The following is an 18,730-nucleotide window of genomic DNA, read 5'->3' as shown; positions in this document are numbered from 1 at the left end:
CTTTTCTTATTCAGTAACCCTCCCTCACCACTATTTCGTCTAAAAAAACAGTAAGCACTCGATATGTGATCGCCTTCATCTTAAAAATAAAACTATGTGTGTATTTTTATAGAACAGCGTTTCTATTTTAAAATTATCTCCTCCATCAGAAGACAGCGCTGTCTGCGACAACTCTCTCCATTTCAATGAGGAATAAGAATGCGCGTACAGCTTCAACGTCGTCATCCCCTGAATATGCTGTTGATTCTTTCTGGTTTGGCACTTGCCCCTGCCACAGCATTGGCCGAACTGAAAGCACCGCAAAATCTACAGGTTCCCACGCTGGCTTATAACGAAAACAGCTTAGTATTAGTGTGGGAAGCGCCGCATGATAACGGTCAAATCGTCGATTATCAGGTGTATTCCGCAGGGAAACTGCTGGGCCTTGCCAGTGAAAATAATGACCGATACTCTCCGGCCAAACCCTATATCAATCATTTCTACGCAAATGATAAGCAGCAATTTCAGCACAAGATTCTGATACAGAATTTCACCGTACAGGGGCTACAACCTGACACGACTTACTCGTTTAGCGTCAAAGCGCGCTATGCTGACGGTTCACTGTCACCTGACAGTCAGGTGATTACCGCGAAAACAACGGCGTTACCTCAGGTGCTGAATATTCGTGATTTCGGTGCCAAAGACGATGGAAAAACCCTCAATACCCAAGCGATTCAACAGGCGATCAATAGCTGTAAACCTGGTTGCCGCATTGATATTCCCGCTGGGGTGTATAAAACCGGCGCGCTGTGGCTAAAAAGCGATATGACGTTGAATCTTGAGGCTGGCTCGACCTTGCTGGGTTCGGAAAATCCGACGGATTACCCCGCAGGCTATTATCTTTATAGCTATTCCACCGTCCAGCGTCCGGCTTCGCTGATTAATGCCATAAATCCTGATCAGACCGCGCCGGGCACCTTCCGAAATATCCGCATCGTTGGCTTTGGAACTATCGATGGCAATGGCTGGCTCCGCGCGAAAACCGGCGAAATATCAGATGAATTAGGCAATAAGCTGCCGCAATACGCCGCGAGCAAAAATACCAAAGTGCACGAAGACGGCATTCTAGCCAAAAATCAGGTTGAACAGGCTGTTTCCGCAGGAATAGATCTAAAAACGGCTTACGGCCAGAAACGATCCAGTTTGATCACCTTGCGCGGCGTAGAAAATCTGTATCTAGCCGGATTCACCGTTCGTAATCCGGCATTTCACGGCATTATGAATCTGGAAAACCATAACGTGGTGGCTAATGGTTTAATCCATCAAACTTATGATGCTAATAACGGCGACGGTATTGAGTTCGGCAATAGTCAGAATGTCATGGTGTTCAATAACTTCTTCGATACTGGCGATGATTGCATTAACTTTGCCGCAGGCACTGGCGAAATGGCTCAGCAACAGGAACCAATGAAAGGAGCGTGGTTATTTAACAACTATTTCCGCATGGGCCACGGCGCTATCGTCACCGGCAGCCATACTGGCGCATGGATTGAGGATATTCTGGCGGAAAATAACGTGATGTATCTGACGGATATTGGCCTGAGAGCCAAAAGTACCCGCTCAATCGGCGGTGGCGCGCGCAACGTCACTTTCCGCAATAATGCTATGCAAGATATCGCCAAACAGGCTGTCGTCATGACGCTGGACTATGCGGATAGCAATGCCAATCTGGATTATCCTCCGGCGAAAATTCCTGCTCAATTCTATGATTTTACAGTAAGAAATGTGACAGTGAATAACCAGACAGGAAAAAACGCATCCATTGAGATTAAGGGTGACAGTGACAAACAGGCCTGGCACCGTCTGGTGCATTTCGACAATGTGAAATTCGATCGGGTCACGCCAACGGCAATCAGCGATTTACGTGATAGCCAGTTCAATCAGGTTATTTTCACCCAGCTACGTGGCGAAAACCCTTGGCATTTCAGCGCGATACAAAATGTAACCGTAGATGGGAAACCCGTGACACCATAGGGTTCATCAACAGATTTCCCTACCCATTATTTCTTGGCATTTGCCAATTGAGCACGAATACTGGCCAGATGACTCTGGCCTTTTTGCATCCGTTCTTCCGGCGTAATCACTTTACGCTCCGATTCCCAGTCCAAATCATCCTGCGGCAATTCCATCAGAAAACGGCTAGGTTCCGGCCGCATTAATTCACCGTATTGCCGGCGTTCCCGACAGTGTGTGAAGAACAGTTCCCGCTGGGCGCGAGTGATGCCAACGTAGGCCAGACGTCGTTCTTCATCCACATTATCTTCGTCGATACTGCTTTGGTGAGGCAGTAGCCCTTCTTCCATGCCGACTAAAAATACGTAGGGAAATTCCAGACCTTTCGAAGCGTGCAAAGTCATTAACTGCACCTGATCCAACTCTTCGTCGCTTTCTCCGCGCTCCATCATATCCCGCAGGGTGAAACGCGTGACAACCTGGGTCAAAGTCATTTGCTCGTCCAGTTCCGAGCCTTCCAACATTTCCGTCATCCAGCTAAACAGCATGTTGACGTTTTTCATCCGCATTTCTGCCGCTTTCGGGCTGGGAGAAGTTTCAAACAGCCAACTTTCGTATTCCATTCCGTGAAGCAAATCCCGCACTGCGGCAATAGGTTCACGCTCCACCAGCCGAATAATACTCTCCAGCCAGTGGGTGAAACGCTGTAAAGACTCTAGTCCACGGCCTGTCAGATGCTGGCTCAAACCTAAGTCAAAGCTGGCGTGATACAGGCTCTTGTTCCGGATATTCGCCCATTCGCCTAGTTTCTGAATCGTTGCCGGGCCGATTTCTCGTTTAGGCGTATTCACAATGCGCAGGAAGGCGCTGTCATCGTCCTGATTGGTTAAGACACGTAGATAGGCTAGCAAGTCTTTGATTTCAGGGCGAGAAAAGAAAGAGTCTCCGCCGGAAATGCGGTAAGGAATTCGGTTTTGCACCAACAATTTCTCGAAAAGCCGCGATTGATGGTTACCGCGGTATAAAATAGCGTAATCACCGTACTGAGTTTTCTTAATAAAGTGATGGGCGATCAGTTCTCCCACCACTCTTTCGGCTTCATGATCTTCATTATTGGCGGTAATAACCTTCAGCGGTTCGCCGTAACCTAATTCGGAAAACAGTCGTTTTTCAAAAACGTGCGGGTTATTGGCGATCAAAATATTGGCCGCTTTCAATATCCTCCCAGAAGAACGGTAGTTTTGTTCCAGCTTAATCACCTGCAACTGAGGAAAATCTTGATTCAGCAACACCAGGTTCTGCGGCCGAGCGCCACGCCAGGAGTAAATTGACTGATCGTCATCTCCCACCACGGTAAAGCGCGCCCGATTGCCCACCAGCAACTTAACCATTTGATATTGGCTGGTATTAGTATCCTGATACTCATCTACCAGCAGATAACGCAGTTTGTTCTGCCAACGTTCGCGCACTTCTTCGTTTTTTTGCAGCAGCAGCGTTGGCAGAGAAATTAAATCGTCAAAATCCAGTACGTTGCAGGCTTTTAAGTGATCGTCATATAAGGTATAGCAGTGAGCAAAGATCTTATCGCGTTCCGAACGCGCCTGTGCAGCCGCGGCGGCCGGAGTCATTAGATCGTTTTTCCAATTAGAGATCGTCGAGATCAACTGCTGTAGCTGAGTTTTATCTTCTTCCAACCACTTGCTGGTAAGATCTTTTAGCAACCCCATCTGATCCTGTGCGTCAAACAGCGAGAAGTTAGATTTCATCCCCAGCGCTTTATATTCTTTCTTAATGATTTCCAGCCCCAAAGTATGGAAAGTTGAAATCATTAAACCGCGAGCTTCTTTACGCCCCAGCGTTTGCGCCACGCGTTCTTTCATCTCGCGAGCGGCCTTATTGGTAAAGGTTACAGCGGCGATATGGCTGGGCTTATAGCCACACTGACGGATCAAGTGCGCGATTTTATTAGTAATTACACGGGTTTTACCCGAGCCAGCACCGGCCAGCACTAGGCAGGGTCCGGTGACAAATTCGACGGCTTGTTGTTGGCTGGGATTTAATCGCATAGCGCTCGGTTACTCACGGTTACTCTGTGGGATGGTGGGGAGGAAGAGTGTAGCAGAAAGAAGCGGGTGAAAAAAAACGCCTGTCATTTTGCTTTCCCGCTTTCAAGCCGCCAAAAGCTTCAATCGTCGGCAAAATACGCTACACTGGCGGCCGATTAAAGGCGATATTCATTCAAATTACATTGTGGTGATAAGTATTATGGCGAACAAAGCTTCTGCGTTGCATATTCTGGTCGATGATGAAAAACAGGCAAATGATATTCTGGCGCAGTTGAACAATGGCGCTAATTTCCAGGAATTAGCCAAGAAATACTCTAATTGTCCGTCTAAACGTAACGGCGGCGATCTGGGCGAGTTTAACAAGGGCGATATGGTGCCAGCTTTTGATAAAGCGGTATTTAGCTGTGAATTGCTACAACCTTATGGCCCGGTAAAAACCCAGTTCGGTTATCACATCATTAAAGTGCTGTACCGTAGCTAATATTGCTGAGCTTGAATGTAAAAAAACCGGCACGCATGGCCGGTTTTTTATAGCGAACATCTCGAGCACTGACCCATCTCAAAATGGCCAGCAAGGTAGCTTGATTAGCCCGCAACCGCGATGCGCTTCATATCCTTCATATACCCACGCAGCTTATGCCCTACCGCCTCAATCGGATGGTTACGAATCGCTTCGTTAACATCACGCAACTGAGCGTTATCTACCGCAGTACCCGCTACGCTTTTGCCCAGATCCCCGGCTTGCAGAGAATCCATAAATTTGGCTTTCAGCAGCGGTACCGCTGCATTAGCGAACAGGTAGTTACCGTATTCTGCGGTATCAGAGATAACCACGTTCATTTCATACAAACGCTTACGAGCGATGGTATTGGCGATCAACGGCAGCTCATGCAGCGATTCGTAATAGGCTGATTCTTCGATAATACCTGAATCAACCATGGTTTCGAACGCCAATTCTACCCCGGCTTTTACCATGGCAATCATCAGCACGCCGTGGTCAAAATATTCCTGCTCGGAGATTTTACCTTCGAACTGCGGCGCGTTTTCAAAGGCCGTTTTACCGGTTTCTTCGCGCCACTTCAGCAGTTTCACGTCGTCTTCTGCCCAGTCGGCCATCATGCCGCTGGAGAATGCGCCGGAAATGATGTCATCCATATGTTTTTGGAACAGCGGCGCCATGATTTCTTTCAGTTGCTCTGACAGCGCGTAGGCACGCAGTTTCGCCGGGTTGGACAGACGATCCATCATCAGAGTGATACCGCCCTGTTTCAGCGCTTCGGTGATGGTTTCCCAGCCGAATTGAATCAGTTTTTCAGCGTAGGCTGCATCAGTACCTTCTGCCACCAGTTTGTCGAAGCACAGCAGGGAACCCGCTTGCAACATACCGCACAGAATGGTTTGCTCACCCATCAGGTCGGATTTCACTTCCGCAACAAATGATGATTCCAACACGCCAGCGCGGTGACCACCGGTTGCAGCAGCCCAGGCTTTCGCGATTGCCATGCCTTCGCCCTTAGGATCGTTTTCCGGGTGAACGGCGATAAGCGTTGGTACACCGAAACCGCGCTTGTATTCTTCACGTACTTCGGTGCCCGGACATTTCGGCGCAACCATCACTACGGTAATGTCTTTACGTACTTGCTCGCCAACTTCCACGATATTAAAACCGTGCGAGTACCCCAGCGCCGCCCCGTCTTTCATCAACGGCTGAACGGCCTGAACCACGGCGGAATGCTGTTTGTCTGGCGTCAGGTTGACCACTAAATCAGCCTGCGGAATCAGTTCTTCGTAAGTGCCAACTTTGAAGCCGTTTTCCGTCGCTTTGCGCCATGATGCCCGCTTCTCTGCGATGGCTTCTTTACGCAGCGCGTAGGCTACGTCCAGGCCAGAGTCGCGCATATTCAAACCCTGATTCAGCCCCTGAGCACCACAACCGATGATCACCACTTTTTTACCTTTCAGGTAGTTCGCTTCATCTGCAAACTCTTCACGTCCCATAAAGCGACATTTACCCAATTGCGCCAACTGCTGACGCAGGTTCAATGTGTTGAAATAATTAGCCATAGTGGTACTCCGTTCGATGTTGTGTTGCGTTATTTTCACATCCCCCAATCTGTGTGAGGGATTCTCTTGAATTCACTATATGTCAGGAAATCCGTTGCTGAAATTGATATATTTACAAGGTGTCGTTGCAGATTTTGCAATATAACAATTTCCTCGCCAACGAGAGCCAGCGCTATGGATTTACGTGACCTGAAGCTGTTTTTACATCTGGCTGAGAGCCGCCATTTTGGCCGCTCGGCCAAAGCAATGCATATCAGCCCATCTACCCTTTCCCGCCAGATTCAGCGGTTGGAAGAAACCATAGGGCAGCCGTTGTTTCTGCGGGATAACCGTACCGTGCAACTCACCGATGCCGGCACCCAGTTGAAAGCCTTTGCTCAACAAACCTTATTGCAATATCAGCAATTGCGTCATGCGCTGGGGCAGCACGGGCCGTCACTGAGCGGCGAGCTAAGACTGTTTTGCTCCGTTACCGCCGCCTACAGCCACTTGCCGCCGATTCTGGATCGTTTTCGCGCCGAACACCCACTGGTGGAAATCAAACTGACCACCGGCGACGCCGCCAACGCCGTAGACAAGGTGCAGTCTAACGAAGCCGATTTGGGGATTGCTGGTCGCCCTGAAACCCTGCCTGGCACGGTAGAATTCACCCAAATCGGCGAGATTCCATTAGTACTGATTGCGCCTGCGCTCCCCTGCGCCGTTCGTACTCAGGCTGCTGAAGCTCATCCTGATTGGAACAATATTCCGTTTATCCTGCCGGAACACGGCCCGTCGCGAAAACGCATCGATTTATGGTTCCGCCGCCATCGCATTACTAACCCACTGATTTACGCCACCGTTTCCGGTCATGAGGCGATTGTTTCGATGGTTGCGCTCGGTTGCGGTATTGCCCTGATTCCGGAAGTGGTGGTGGAAAACAGCCCAGAACCCGTGCGAAACCGTATTTCTTTACTCGATAATATTTCGCTGGTTGAACCCTTTGAGTTGGGAGTCTGCGTGCAGAAAAAACGTTTAAACGAACCCTTGATCGAGGCATTTTGGGGGCTGCTGCACAGCCCCGTTTGATGCAAATTAACCGGCGAGGAAGAATCTAAACGCCGGATTATCGGTTTCATCGTGGCAAATGTAGCCCAGCGCAGTCAGGTGCTGTTCAAATTCCGGCTCGATCTCGGATAGCTCGAAGCCCGCCAGCACCCGGCCAAAATCAGTGCCGTGGCTGCGATAATGGAACAACGAGATATTCCAGTGGGTACCGAGCGTATTGAGGAATTTCAACAGCGCGCCCTGTGATTCCGGGAATTCAAAACTGTACAAACGTTCGCGCAGCGGCTTAGGAGGACGACCGCCAACCATATAGCGCACATGCAGTTTGGCCATTTCATCGTCGGACAAATCCACTACCTGATAACCATCCGCCTGTAATTCAGCGATGATTTCAGCCCGTTCGGCGAATCCTCGGGTCAAACGCACCCCGACAAAAATGCAGGCGTTATCCGCGTCCGCGTAGCGATAGTTAAATTCGGTTACCGCCCGACCGCCCAGCAATTGGCAAAAGCGCAGGAAACTGCCTTTTTGCTCAAGGATCGTTACGGCTAACAGCGCTTCTCGCTGCTCACCTAGTTCACAACGCTCTGAAACATAACGTAAACCGTGGAAATTAACGTTAGCGCCAGAAAGTATATGAGCCAGACGTTCACCTTGAATATTATGCTGCTGAACATATTTTTTCAGCCCCGCCAACGCCAGCGCACCGGAAGGTTCCGCAATCGCACGAACGTCTTCAAAAATATCTTTGAGCGCCGCGCAGATGGCGTCGCTATCCACGGTGATAACGTCATCCAGATATTCCTGACACAGGCGGAAAGTCTCGTCACCAATGCGTTTCACTGCCACACCTTCGGCAAACAGCCCGACGCGAGCCAAATCAACCGGAGCTCCCGCCGCTAATGCCGCTTGCAAACAGGCAGAGTCTTCCGCTTCCACGCCGATCACTTTGATTTGCGGCATCAGTTGTTTAATTAATACCGCCACGCCAGCGGCCAGACCACCGCCGCCAACGGGAACAAAAACCCGATCCAAATGGGCGTCCTGTTGCAGTAGTTCCATCGCCAGCGTGCCTTGTCCAGCAATGACCGCCGGATGATCGAAAGGCGGTATAAAGGTGTAACCCTGCTGGCGGGAAATTTCGATGGCTTTAGCTTTGGCCTCATCAAAATTGGCACCAAACAACAGCACTTCGCCACCAAAGCTACGCACCGCATCCACTTTGATGTCTGCGGTGGCAACCGGCATCACAATCAGCGATTTAATGCCCAGTTTACTAGCAGAAAGCGCCACGCCCTGTGCGTGATTACCCGCAGAAGCGGTCACTACGCCGCAGGCTTTCTGTTCTTCATTCAGCCCCGCCAGCATGGCGTAAGCGCCACGCAGCTTAAAACTGTGTACCGGATGGCGATCTTCCCGCTTAACCAAAATGGTGTTACTCAAGCGAGATGAAATTTTCTCCATCACCTGTAATGGCGTGACCTGCGTAACTTCATATACCGGCGCGCGCAGCACCGCTCGCAGGTACTCTGCGCCACTGGGCGCATCGGGTAACGCTTGTGATTCCGCCATAGCCCTTAACCTCCCAGCTTACTTTTATCACGAACAGCGCCTTTATCTGCGCTGGTTGCCAGTGAGGCATAGGCACGCAAAGCGTAGGAAACCTGGCGTACGCGGTTTTTAGGTGTCCAGGCAGCGGAGCCGCGAGCTAATTCGGCTTCATGACGAGCCGCCAGTTCAGCGGCCGGTACATCTAATACCATGCTGCGCTGAGGAATATCGATATTGATCATATCGCCGTCCTGCACTAGGCCAATCAGGCCACCGCTGGCCGCTTCTGGCGAAACGTGGCCAATAGACAAACCGGAAGTCCCACCGGAGAAACGCCCGTCGGTAATCAAAGCGCAGCTTTTGCCTAAGCCCATAGATTTCAGATAGGTCGTTGGGTACAGCATTTCCTGCATGCCCGGCCCGCCTTTCGGCCCCTCGTACCGAATAATCACTACGTCCCCGGCAACCACTTTTCCACCCAGAATCGCCTCTACGGCAGCGTCCTGGCTTTCATAAACTTTGGCTGGGCCACGGAAAGTCAGGCTTTCTTTATCCACACCGGCAGTTTTTACGATACAACCGTTTTCAGCCATATTGCCGTACAGCACGGCTAAGCCGCCGTCCTGACTGTAGGCATACTCGCGCGTACGAATGCAACCTTCCTGACGGTCGGTATCCAGCGACGGATAGCGGCAATCTTGCGAGAAAGCTTTGGTGGTACGAATACCCGCAGGCCCCGCGGAATACATGCTTTTGACTTTTTCATCGCTGGTCAGCATAACGTCATAGGCTTTCAGGGTTTCCGGCAGACTCAGCCCCAATACGTTTCGGACTTCGCGGTTCAGCAAGCCGGCTCGATCCAACTCCCCCAAGATCCCTACAACACCACCGGCACGGTGCACGTCTTCCATATGGTATTTCTGAGTACTCGGCGCCACTTTGCATAAATGCGGAACTTTACGCGACAGACGATCGATATCCGTCATGCTGAAATCCACTTCACCTTCCTCCGCCGCCGCCAGCAAGTGCAGAACGGTATTGGTAGAACCGCCCATGGCGATATCCAGCGTCATGGCGTTTTCAAACGCAGCCTTGTTGGCGATATTGCGTGGCAGCGCACTGACATCATCTTGCTCGTAATAGCGTTTAGTCAGCTCAACGATATGTTTGCCGGCATCGAGGAATAATTGTTTACGATCGGCGTGAGTCGCCAGCAATGAACCGTTACCTGGGAGCGCTAAACCTAAAGCCTCATTCAGGCAGTTCATCGAGTTGGCGGTAAACATACCGGAGCAGGAACCGCAGGTCGGGCAGGCGGAACGTTCAATTTGCGCGCTATCTTCGTCGCTGACGTTCGGGTTCGCGCCCTGAATCATCGCATCGACCAAATCCAGCTTGATAATTTTGTCTGACAGCTTGGTTTTACCCGCTTCCATTGGGCCACCGGAAACGAAAATAACCGGAATATTCAGACGCAGAGACGCCATCAGCATCCCTGGGGTGATTTTGTCGCAGTTGGAAATACACACCATGGCGTCGGCACAGTGCGCATTAACCATATATTCCACGGAATCCGCGATTAACTCTCGTGAAGGCAGAGAATAGAGCATGCCACCGTGTCCCATGGCGATACCGTCATCCACCGCAATGGTATTGAACTCTTTTGCCACGCCGCCTGACGCTTCGATTTGCTCGGCCACCAGCTTGCCTAAATCGCGCAAATGAACGTGTCCAGGTACGAATTGGGTAAAGGAGTTAACCACCGCAATAATTGGTTTGCCGAAGTCATCATCGGTCATACCCGTAGCGCGCCAAAGTGCTCGGGCACCAGCCATATTGCGGCCATGAGTGGTGGTATGGGAACGGTACTTAGGCATTATCTCTTCACTCCTGTGTCTTTTATAAAGCAGGTGGCGAACGAACCACCCGCGGGTTCTGTCTGTCACTTTTTAGTTATTATTGATTGATAGGATCCAGCCAGCCGTACTTGTCTTCAGTTTCGCCGGTGAACAGGCCAAAGAACGCCTGCTGGATTTTCTCGGTAATCGGGCCACGTTTACCTATACCGACCTGAATACCATCAACGCTGCGTACTGGGGTAATTTCGGCGGCGGTGCCGGACATAAACACTTCGTCAGCCAGATACAGAGATTCGCGAGACAGCACCTGCTCACGCACTTCCAGGCCCATATCTTTAGCCAGCTTGATAATGGCATCGCGGGTAATACCCGGCAGAGCGGATGAGGTAAATGGCGGAGTGAACAATACTCCGTCTTTCACTTCAAACAGGTTCTCGCCCGCACCTTCGGACAAGAAGCCGTGAACGTCCAGCGCAATCCCTTCCTGATAACCATGACGGCGCGCTTCGCTGCCCACCAGTAAGGAAGAAAGGTAGTTACCACCGGCTTTAGCGGCAGTTGGAATGGTATTCGGCGCAACGCGATTCCAAGATGAAACCATTGCGTCAATGCCCTGTGCCAGCGCTTCTTCTCCCAGATAAGCACCCCAAGGGAATGCGGCGATGATAACGTCGGTTTTGTAGCCTTCCGGCGGATTAACGCCCATTCCCACGTCACCGATAAACACCAGAGGACGGATGTAGGCGCTAGTCAGTTTATTTTTGCGCAGCGTCTCGCGACAGGCTTCCATCAACTCATCGACGGATTGTGAAACTGGCATCCGATAGATCTTGGCCGAATCATGCAAACGCTGCATATGTTCGCGATGGCGGAATACAACCGGGCCTTTATGCTTGGTTTCATAGCAACGGACACCTTCAAAGACTGATGTTCCGTAATGTAACGCATGAGACATTACGTGAACTTTGGCTTCTGCCCACGGAACCATTTCGCCGTTAAACCAAATGTAATCAGCTTTCTTAGTCATTCTGTACTTTCCTTCTAGCGCCTCAGGCGCGTATTTGTAATGTATTGGTCTGCTGGATTTCTACACTCGCAACATCCAACAACTTATTCAACTGAGAAGACAGTAAATCTACCGAACGTTGGCTAGCAACGGTCAGCTCGATATTAATATTTTCGTTATTAAGGATAGGCGACATATTCATAGCACAAACCTGAAAGCCGCGGTGGCGCACCACTCGCAATACGCGCTCTAACATTTCAGGGCGGAAGCGGGCTTGGATCGAGAGCTGATGTTGCATCATGAAATTTTCTCCAGCATGGTTTCGTTACCTGCGCCCGGCGGAACTAACGGCCAGACATTTTCGAGTTCGTCGATGGAAACCTGAAGCAGGTACGGGCCGGTACTGTTAAACAGAGCGTCCAATGCGGCATCGACTTGGTCTTTGCGGGTGATACGTTGGCCGGGAATATCAAAAGCGCTGGCCAAAGTGATGAAATCGGGGTTATCGGATAAGTTGGTCTCACTGTAGCGGGCATCAAAGAACAGCTGCTGCCACTGTCGAACCATGCCCAAACGCTGGTTATCCAACAAAACGATCTTCAGCGGCAACTGTTTGCGCTTTATCGTTCCCAGCTCCTGAACATTCATCATAAAGGAGCCATCGCCGGACACGCAGATAACCATGTCGTCCCGACGAGCCATTTGCGCACCGACGGCCGCCGGAACACCAAAGCCCATCGTGCCCAACCCGCTAGAAGTGATGAAGTTTTCCGGACGGGTAAAACTCATATGCTGTGCAGTCCACATTTGATGCTGACCGACATCGGTAGTGATAACGGTTTCAGGCCCTTTACGATCGGAAATCTGTTTCAGTAACAGCGGCGCATAAATTGCTTGCCCCGGATGGTCATAACGCCAGCTATGCTGCTGCTTCAACGCAATAACTTCATCGCGCCACGGCTGGATGTCCAGAGGTTGCTGCAACGCGGGAAGCAAGGTTTTCAAATCACCCTGCAAAGCAACGTGAGCCTGCCGCAGTTTGTTCAACTCCGTCGGATCGATATCCATATGAATAACTTTGGCTTTCGGCGCGAACGCGTTCAACTTACCGGTCACTCGATCATCGAAACGTGCTCCGACGGCGATCAACAAATCGCACTCCTGCACCGCCAGATTGGCTGCCTTAGTGCCGTGCATACCCAGCATGCCTAAATAGCAAGGATGCTCAGCGTCAGGGGCACCCAAACCCTTCAAAGTCACTACGGCGGGAACCCCGGTTTCAGCGATAAACGCTCGCAAGGCAGGCACCGCCTGTGCCATACCTACGCCACCACCGACATAAACGATCGGTTGTTTGGCCGCACTTAACATGTCATAAGCCTGCTGGCGTTCGGCACTGGAATCCAGATAGTGTTCTTCCACCGACAGCAAATGCGGATGTAACTCTGCGACGGCTAACTGAATATCTTTCGGAATATCAATCAAAACCGGCCCAGGGCGACCGCTACTGGCGATGGCAAAGGCTTCAGCCATGATGCCCGGCAACGCGTCTAAAGACTCAACCAGAAAACTGTGTTTGGTACAGGCCAAAGACAGCCCCAGCACATCAATTTCCTGAAAAGCGTCGGTGCCGATTAAGGCAGAACCCACCTGACCGGTGATAGCGATAATCGGAACAGAATCCAATAACGCATCTGCCAGACCTGTGATCAAGTTAGTGGCTCCGGGGCCTGAAGTGGCGATGCACACCCCGACCTTTCCGGTTGCACGAGCATAACCGATGGCAGCCATTACTGCCCCTTGCTCATGGCGACACAGTAGATGTTCAACGCCACCGTCATACAAGGCATCGTAGACTGGCATAATTGCCCCACCCGGATAGCCGAATACCGTCTCTACCCCTTGCGCACGTAGCGCTTGAACCACCCACTGAGCACCATTCATAGTTATTTCCCCGAACTTTTGCGAGCGACACAGGATTTTATTCTGTTGTGCATTTTACGTTCACCGCGTCTTTTTACCGGCCAATAAAAAACCCCCGGACCTTTCGGTGCGGGGGTTCTCTTGTGATTAAGGCTTGATTTTTATGCCTTTCTTCGTCCAAGTGCAGCCCCGCACGGTGGGATAATAATCACCACCACGCTAATTAGGACTAGGTTAATCACTTGGACGAAAGCTTTCATAATCGGTTGTTCACATGTCTGTTGTCGAACGAATACCTACAGAGTTATCACAGTTATTATCGCTATGACAATATTTTTTTAAAAAGTCATTTTGTGACCCAAGACTACAATTGCAATAATTGTGTTAATTATCAAACGATAAAACCGATATTTCTTTCCCTGATTTTTATACAGAAAATTTACGCTTAACGTCCCCATGCTTAAAAAAATGTCAGAGATACTTTTGCACTGAGCCTGAAATTTCTTCATAACCGAGACGTTTTTACGATAGGCCACGCAAAATTCATGTCTTCCCTCGTAATCAAAACGATAGTTTTCGCGCCTTCTCGCAGGCTAAACACCACCCTAATGACAAAAAAACTCAATTCGGCAAGATACCAAACATCAGAAGGGGGAAAACTATGTCACTGGCCGTCATCCATACCCGCGCTTCCATTGGCGTACAAGCACCTCCAGTCACCGTTGAAGTGCACATTAGCAACGGGTTACCGGGGCTGACATTAGTCGGATTACCCGAAACAACGGTGAAAGAAGCGCGGGATAGGGTACGTAGCGCCTTATTAAACAGTGGATTTACCTTTCCGGCTAAACGGATTACCGTCAGTCTGGCGCCAGCAGACTTACCCAAAGAAGGTGGTCGCTACGATTTGCCAATAGCCTTAGCCATCCTCGCAGCCTCAGAGCAGATCCCCGTAGATAAGCTAGGTCAATATGAGTTTCTTGGTGAACTCGCCCTGTCAGGCGGTTTACGCAGCGTTAGCGGCGCTATTTCAGCCGCTCTGGCCAGTACAGGCGCCTCTCGTCTGTTAATACTGCCCTGCGCCAATGAAATGGAAGTTGGCTTAATCGTCAAAGGAAACAGTTTGGTTGCAGAGCATCTTCTGGCTGTTTGCGGTTTTCTGCGTGGAGAAGGCTCACTTTCCTCCCCAAAACAAGCAAGTGATTGGCAGGAATGGGATAACACACTCGACCTGCAGGATATTATCGGCCAGCAACAGGCTAAACGCGCACTGGAAGTCGCCGCTGCCGGAGGACATAACTTACTGTTACTTGGGCCACCTGGCACCGGGAAAACGATGTTAGCCAGCCGATTAAATGGTTTACTGCCACCCTTAAGCAATCAGGAAGCACTGGAAACTGCCACCGTAGCCAGCTTACTGCAAGGGCATCAGGCTCCCACGCATTGGTGCAAGCGCCCATTTAGATCACCACACCATAGTGCATCAATGGCAGCGTTAATTGGCGGCGGTTCCATACCTCGTCCCGGAGAGATCTCGCTGGCACACAACGGCGTGTTATTTTTGGATGAACTGCCTGAATTCGAGCGCAAGGTACTGGACTCATTACGGGAACCCTTAGAATCTGGCGAAGTGGTTATCTCGCGAGCAACGGCAAAAGTGTGTTTCCCGGCCAAAATACAGCTTATCGCCGCGATGAACCCCAGCCCCAGTGGACATTATCAGGGGCGACACAATCGCGCACAGCCACAGCAAATACTGCGTTACCTTGCCAAATTATCCGGCCCATTCCTCGATAGATTTGATTTATCCATTGAAGTGCCATTGCTACCGAAAGGTTTATTGAGGATGCAAAAAAATAGCGGGGAAGATAGCGCAACCGTCAGGCAGAGAGTATTACAGGCAAGAGAAAAACAATTGCATCGTTCAGGAAAGATAAATGCCCAACTCAACAGCAAAGAGGTTGCTCGATTTTGTGCGGTCACGCCGCAAGACGCACAATTTCTTGAACAAGTGCTGCTGAAGCTCGGTTTATCCGTACGAGCCTGGCATAGAATTTTGAAAGTCGCGCGCACGCTGGCCGATTTGGCACAACAGGATGACATTCAAAAGCCACACATTTCTGAAGCCTTGAGCTATCGTTGTATGGATCGTTTACTGTTACAGCTACACAAAGCGTTGACGTAAAAATGGGGCTTTCGCCCCATTTCTATTAGTCATCGCTATCGACATAGTCTTCCGTTGCATCTGCCTGCGGTTTACCGCCAGACAGCGTATGGAAGCGCTTTGGACGCCGGATTCGGGTGATGTATTTGGACCACACTTTTTCCGCATCGCTAACAGGCTCGCGCTCGCCACGACAAACGGCAACAAACAGTTGCTCTTCTTCGTTTGCTGGCTCACGTTTGCCTAAATCCAGCTCGTTGAAAGCATAGCCATGGCGCTCTAGCAATTGCGCCTCTTTAATGGTGAAATCACCGTGACGCGAGAACCCGCGAGGATAGTGTTTGTTATCAAAAAAACGATTGGTTGTGATGAAGCTATCCGCCATCTGACACGCTCCTAATTCTGTCATGGTCGTGCTGTTTATGGCGCGGAGTATTAGATAGGCTTGACATCGTGTAAAACAAAACATTTAAATCTTAACGACAAAAAAAATTGGAGATAGGTGTGGACACCGAATTACTGAAAACCTTTTTGGAGGTCAGTAGAACCCGCCACTTTGGCCGCGCAGCGGAATCTTTATACTTAACACAGTCAGCAGTGAGTTTTCGAATCCGTCAGTTGGAAAATCAATTAGGTGCAAGTTTATTCACTCGCCACCGGAATAATATTCGTCTGACGCCAGCCGGCGAACGTTTGGTGCCCTACGCAGAAACCTTGATGAATACCTGGCAGTTGGCCAAGAAGGAGGTCATACACTCTCTTCAGCATACTGAGCTATCGATTGGCGCAACGGCATCACTATGGGAAGCCTATCTCACTCCATGGTTACAGACACTCTATCTCCAACGAGAAGGGCTGCGACTCGAAGCTCGTATTGCGTTACGCCAGTCTTTAGTGAAGCAATTGCATGAACGGCAACTCGACCTTTTAATCACTACCGAGCCGCCCAAAATGGACGAATTAGCCAGCCAACTGTTAGGGAATTTTTCATTGCGGCTTTTTTCATCAGGTCAGCAAGATAAAACCGAAGAAATGCCGTATATAAAACTGGAGTGGGGGGCAGATTTTCATCAACAGGAAAATCGCCTGTTAGACCATGAGCAAATGCCAGTTCTGACAACGACTTCTGCCCATTTGACGCGACAACTCTTAGACACGACTGGCGGCTGTGCATTTTTACCTGAGCATTGGCAAAAAGATTACCCGCAGCTTGTTGCTAACCCGGAGATCCCCGCAATAGTGAGGCCTATGTACGCGGTGTGGCTACAAAATAGCGATCAGCAGATATTAATCCGCCAATTATTAAAAACTCCGATGAATAACGCCACTGAAGGGGCCACACGGAGTTAATCGAGAAACGCTTAGCCCATGATTGCGGAATCATATAAAAAGCTCTCATTGCCTTCTGGGCGGCAATAAAGCGCAATGACAGAACGGCAATGGTCATCTTCCCCACCATGAACCGACAGTACCGCGAAAGAGAACATAACCCAGGATTAAGTTCTAAATCAGCACGCTAAACAGCGTGCCAACACCCTAGTTAATTAGGTTGCCATCTATCACCATCGCTGCGAACACATTCTATTCTGCTTCGCTGAGAAACAACGCTTAGCCTATCGAGATGGCAGGAAGTGAAAGTAATTTCAGATAATCTAGCGAGCATTCTGGATAGCATATAGACCTCAGTACTGATGTATTTGTATCCGTACGAATCTCCCCATTCCAGAGCGACTATTTCCAGCAATCGCGCAAACGTGGCGCCCAAAATACGGGGAAAAATACCAAAGCCGCAGCTAACAGCATAATCATTGCTAAGGGTGTAAAATAGTTTCTATAGTGAATACAGTGCAACCAAGCTATCCAATCATGGGAATAACGAACTGGGAACCAATGAACGACAGACCAATCTGATTGCACCTAAAGGCAATACTCAACTGACTTGTTGCTGATACCAAACTATCCATAACAGACTGTTTAATATTGTTTTGTGCATTACTATTCGCAATAGACCTGAACAGATATCTCCCGCATAAGGGATTGAATAATAAGAATATTGCCGTTTTAATCCGGCTTCCTCGCCTCGCCATATATCGACAATTGTAAGCGTAATGCCTCGTTTTCTATCATTATGTAAATACTTTCGTTTCCACAAACACCCTGTCTCTTTGAAACCGACGTTAAAGAAATCACGACTGAGAAACAACCTGACCTGCAGTGCATATAGTCGTTACCACACCAGCTGCAAACATTGGTGTCAATTTTCTTATCACAGGGTTCCTTCACGGCACTATCATCTCAAGGTGACAGGTAACATTTCTATATTATTCAAAAAATAAGCAGAGAATTCATAAACAATCTGAGTGGGTCAGAATTGATTCAATCTTTATTGAAGAGAGACAAATGCAGATTATTAATTAATTCTATATACAAGTTATTGTAGTGATAATAAGTAGAATTCCACTATAAATTAACAATGTGCTGTACGAAATTGGCCTTAAAAATGTAATTAATTAACACTTTTATCGTTTTTATGTTAATATTTTAATATTTTAAATTATATAATTAGTTCAAGTTATCATGTTTTCATCTGATCATGTGACCATCTCAGTATGTCAGGAGGTCAGGAGGTCAGGAGGTCAGGGTAATGGATAATAACTGCAAAAGTGTAGCTTTTATTTGTTTGATCCAAATAAAAAACCCCTCGCTTTCGCGAAGGGTTATTTATTTGGCAGGGGCGGAGAGACTCGAACTCCCAACACCCGGTTTTGGAGACCGGTGCTCTACCAATTGAACTACGCCCCTAAAAGAGGGTGGCGGAACGGACGGGGCTCGAACCCGCGACCCCCTGCGTGACAGGCAGGTATTCTAACCAACTGAACTACCGCTCCACCGATTCTGTTACTTATACTTCCGTATATATTCCCGTTAGGGCCAGCATGTCCTTGCTGTTTAGCCACCAGATGTCACTCTGATAACTTGTGTTTGATGCCTGGCAGTGTCCTACTCTCGCATGGGGAGACCCCACACTACCATCGGCGCTACGGCGTTTCACTTCTGA

Annotated in this window: 14 protein-coding genes and 2 tRNA genes; 5 read left to right on the top strand and 11 right to left on the bottom strand. The window is 49.5% G+C overall.

What is annotated here, in order from left to right; translation table 11 throughout:
* Positions 1 to 198 precede the first annotated feature (198 nt).
* The gene (locus tag DBA33_RS10835; RefSeq protein ID WP_120806466.1) at positions 199 to 2,013 is read left to right on the top strand and encodes a glycoside hydrolase family 28 protein; all 1,815 of its coding nucleotides are present in this window, start codon (positions 199 to 201) and stop codon (positions 2,011 to 2,013) included.
* A 26-nt stretch (positions 2,014 to 2,039) separates the two neighbouring features.
* Here the strand turns inward: DBA33_RS10835 and rep are convergent, their stop codons facing one another.
* Positions 2,040 to 4,058: a DNA helicase Rep gene (gene rep, locus DBA33_RS10830; RefSeq protein WP_064514472.1), complete on the bottom strand. Its 2,019-nt coding sequence runs from the start codon at positions 4,056 to 4,058 to the stop codon at positions 2,040 to 2,042.
* A gap of 199 nt (positions 4,059 to 4,257) precedes the next feature.
* On the opposite strand from rep, the gene ppiC reads away from it, so the two are divergent.
* Positions 4,258 to 4,539 (top strand): peptidylprolyl isomerase PpiC, encoded by a 282-nt coding sequence (gene ppiC / locus DBA33_RS10825; protein WP_042526483.1) that lies wholly within the window; start codon positions 4,258 to 4,260, stop codon positions 4,537 to 4,539.
* Positions 4,540 to 4,643: 104 nt separating this feature from the next.
* Here the strand turns inward: ppiC and ilvC are convergent, their stop codons facing one another.
* The gene (ilvC, locus tag DBA33_RS10820) at positions 4,644 to 6,122 is read right to left on the bottom strand and encodes a ketol-acid reductoisomerase (RefSeq protein WP_064514474.1); all 1,479 of its coding nucleotides are present in this window, start codon (positions 6,120 to 6,122) and stop codon (positions 4,644 to 4,646) included.
* Positions 6,123 to 6,296: 174 nt separating this feature from the next.
* Between ilvC and ilvY the strand changes: the two genes are divergently transcribed.
* A complete protein-coding gene (gene ilvY, locus DBA33_RS10815; protein WP_064514476.1) occupies positions 6,297 to 7,190 on the top strand; it encodes an HTH-type transcriptional activator IlvY in 894 nt (297 codons plus the stop codon).
* A gap of 6 nt (positions 7,191 to 7,196) precedes the next feature.
* Here the strand turns inward: ilvY and ilvA are convergent, their stop codons facing one another.
* The 6 genes from ilvA to ilvL form a co-directional block, all read right to left on the bottom strand.
* Positions 7,197 to 8,741 (bottom strand): threonine ammonia-lyase, biosynthetic, encoded by a 1,545-nt coding sequence (ilvA, locus tag DBA33_RS10810; protein WP_064514477.1) that lies wholly within the window; start codon positions 8,739 to 8,741, stop codon positions 7,197 to 7,199.
* A 5-nt stretch (positions 8,742 to 8,746) separates the two neighbouring features.
* Complete coding sequence (gene ilvD / locus DBA33_RS10805) at positions 8,747 to 10,597, bottom strand: dihydroxy-acid dehydratase (RefSeq protein WP_064514479.1); 1,851 nt, start codon at positions 10,595 to 10,597, stop codon at positions 8,747 to 8,749.
* Between the two features lie 79 nt (positions 10,598 to 10,676).
* Positions 10,677 to 11,606 carry a branched-chain amino acid transaminase gene (locus DBA33_RS10800; protein ID WP_064514481.1) on the bottom strand — a complete coding sequence of 310 codons (930 nt, stop codon included), beginning with the start codon at positions 11,604 to 11,606 and terminating at the stop codon, positions 10,677 to 10,679.
* Between the two features lie 22 nt (positions 11,607 to 11,628).
* Positions 11,629 to 11,886: an acetolactate synthase 2 small subunit gene (gene ilvM / locus DBA33_RS10795; RefSeq protein WP_064514483.1), complete on the bottom strand. Its 258-nt coding sequence runs from the start codon at positions 11,884 to 11,886 to the stop codon at positions 11,629 to 11,631.
* A complete protein-coding gene (gene ilvG, locus DBA33_RS10790; protein WP_064514485.1) occupies positions 11,883 to 13,529 on the bottom strand; it encodes an acetolactate synthase 2 catalytic subunit in 1,647 nt (548 codons plus the stop codon). Before ilvG ends, ilvM begins: the two co-directional genes overlap by 4 nt.
* A 140-nt stretch (positions 13,530 to 13,669) precedes the next feature.
* Positions 13,670 to 13,768, bottom strand: a complete 99-nt coding sequence (ilvL, locus tag DBA33_RS10785) for an ilv operon leader peptide (RefSeq protein WP_071889786.1) — start codon at positions 13,766 to 13,768, stop codon at positions 13,670 to 13,672.
* Between the two features lie 401 nt (positions 13,769 to 14,169).
* Here ilvL and DBA33_RS10775 point away from each other — a divergent pair, with 401 nt between their 5' ends.
* Entirely contained in the window at positions 14,170 to 15,693 is a 1,524-nt protein-coding gene (locus DBA33_RS10775; RefSeq protein WP_064514489.1) for a YifB family Mg chelatase-like AAA ATPase, read from the top strand.
* A gap of 25 nt (positions 15,694 to 15,718) precedes the next feature.
* Here DBA33_RS10775 and DBA33_RS10770 read toward each other — a convergent pair whose 3' ends face one another.
* The gene (locus DBA33_RS10770) at positions 15,719 to 16,057 is read right to left on the bottom strand and encodes a DUF413 domain-containing protein (protein ID WP_064514491.1); all 339 of its coding nucleotides are present in this window, start codon (positions 16,055 to 16,057) and stop codon (positions 15,719 to 15,721) included.
* 119 nt (positions 16,058 to 16,176) lie between these two features.
* On the opposite strand from DBA33_RS10770, the gene hdfR reads away from it, so the two are divergent.
* A complete protein-coding gene (gene hdfR / locus DBA33_RS10765) occupies positions 16,177 to 17,022 on the top strand; it encodes an HTH-type transcriptional regulator HdfR (RefSeq protein WP_064514494.1) in 846 nt (281 codons plus the stop codon).
* A 1,376-nt stretch (positions 17,023 to 18,398) separates the two neighbouring features.
* Here hdfR and DBA33_RS10760 read toward each other — a convergent pair.
* Both DBA33_RS10760 and DBA33_RS10755 read right to left on the bottom strand, forming a co-directional pair.
* Positions 18,399 to 18,474 (bottom strand) — tRNA-Trp (locus DBA33_RS10760).
* 9 nt (positions 18,475 to 18,483) lie between these two features.
* Positions 18,484 to 18,560, bottom strand: a tRNA-Asp gene (locus DBA33_RS10755).
* Positions 18,561 to 18,730 lie beyond the last annotated feature (170 nt).

Origin of the sequence: Yersinia sp. IP36721, assembly GCF_003634395.1 — a bacterium.
GTDB lineage: Bacteria > Pseudomonadota > Gammaproteobacteria > Enterobacterales > Enterobacteriaceae > Yersinia > Yersinia entomophaga.
The sequence above is the reverse complement of the archived record's forward strand: the minus strand, read 5'-3'. Positions and strand labels throughout refer to the sequence as shown.

Bases quoted from the DNA above. Each gene is read 5' to 3' on its own strand.
- ilvL (WP_071889786.1), bottom strand. From the start codon at position 13,768: ATGAAAGCTTTCGTCCAAGTGATTAACCTAGTCCTAATTAGCGTGGTG.
- ilvG (WP_064514485.1), bottom strand. From the start codon at position 13,529: ATGAATGGTGCTCAGTGGGTGGTTCAAGCGCTACGTGCGCAAGGGGTA.
- ilvC (WP_064514474.1), bottom strand. From the start codon at position 6,122: ATGGCTAATTATTTCAACACATTGAACCTGCGTCAGCAGTTGGCGCAA.
- ilvY (WP_064514476.1), top strand. From the start codon at position 6,297: ATGGATTTACGTGACCTGAAGCTGTTTTTACATCTGGCTGAGAGCCGC.
- ppiC (WP_042526483.1), top strand. From the start codon at position 4,258: ATGGCGAACAAAGCTTCTGCGTTGCATATTCTGGTCGATGATGAAAAA.
- ilvA (WP_064514477.1), bottom strand. From the start codon at position 8,741: ATGGCGGAATCACAAGCGTTACCCGATGCGCCCAGTGGCGCAGAGTAC.
- DBA33_RS10770 (WP_064514491.1), bottom strand. From the start codon at position 16,057: ATGGCGGATAGCTTCATCACAACCAATCGTTTTTTTGATAACAAACAC.
- ilvD (WP_064514479.1), bottom strand. From the start codon at position 10,597: ATGCCTAAGTACCGTTCCCATACCACCACTCATGGCCGCAATATGGCT.
- DBA33_RS10835 (WP_120806466.1), top strand. From the start codon at position 199: ATGCGCGTACAGCTTCAACGTCGTCATCCCCTGAATATGCTGTTGATT.
- ilvM (WP_064514483.1), bottom strand. From the start codon at position 11,886: ATGATGCAACATCAGCTCTCGATCCAAGCCCGCTTCCGCCCTGAAATG.
- DBA33_RS10800 (WP_064514481.1), bottom strand. From the start codon at position 11,606: ATGACTAAGAAAGCTGATTACATTTGGTTTAACGGCGAAATGGTTCCG.
- DBA33_RS10775 (WP_064514489.1), top strand. From the start codon at position 14,170: ATGTCACTGGCCGTCATCCATACCCGCGCTTCCATTGGCGTACAAGCA.
- rep (WP_064514472.1), bottom strand. From the start codon at position 4,058: ATGCGATTAAATCCCAGCCAACAACAAGCCGTCGAATTTGTCACCGGA.